The sequence below is a fragment of the Marinobacter iranensis genome (assembly GCF_029207565.1).
Classification (GTDB): domain Bacteria; phylum Pseudomonadota; class Gammaproteobacteria; order Pseudomonadales; family Oleiphilaceae; genus Marinobacter; species Marinobacter iranensis.
Map to the genome: position 1 here is coordinate 1 of NZ_JANCMW010000225.1, position 264 is coordinate 264.

General features: G+C 62.1%; 1 pseudogene. It reads right to left on the reverse strand.

From position 1 onward, the window contains the following. Positions 1-31 precede the first annotated feature (31 nt). Positions 32-264 (reverse strand): annotated as a pseudogene (locus NLU14_RS22125) (omega-aminotransferase AptA); the annotation flags it as partial.

Here is a 264-nt window from a genome sequence, read left to right on the forward strand (position 1 = left end):
CGCAACGTTTGGCTTGCGCCGTTGGAGCGCGCTAGTCGATAGCTCTCAAAACCTCGCGCACATGGTCGATCAGCTCGTTGATCTGGCCCTTGGTGATGATGAGCGGCGGCGAAAGCGCAATGATGTCGCCGGTGGTACGGATGAGCGCGCCGCGTTCGAAGGCCTTCACGAAGGCCGAGAAGGCGCGCTTGGTCGGCTGGCCGGCAATCGGCGCAAGTTCTATGGCGCCGATCAGGCCGATGTTGCGGATGTCGATGACGTTCG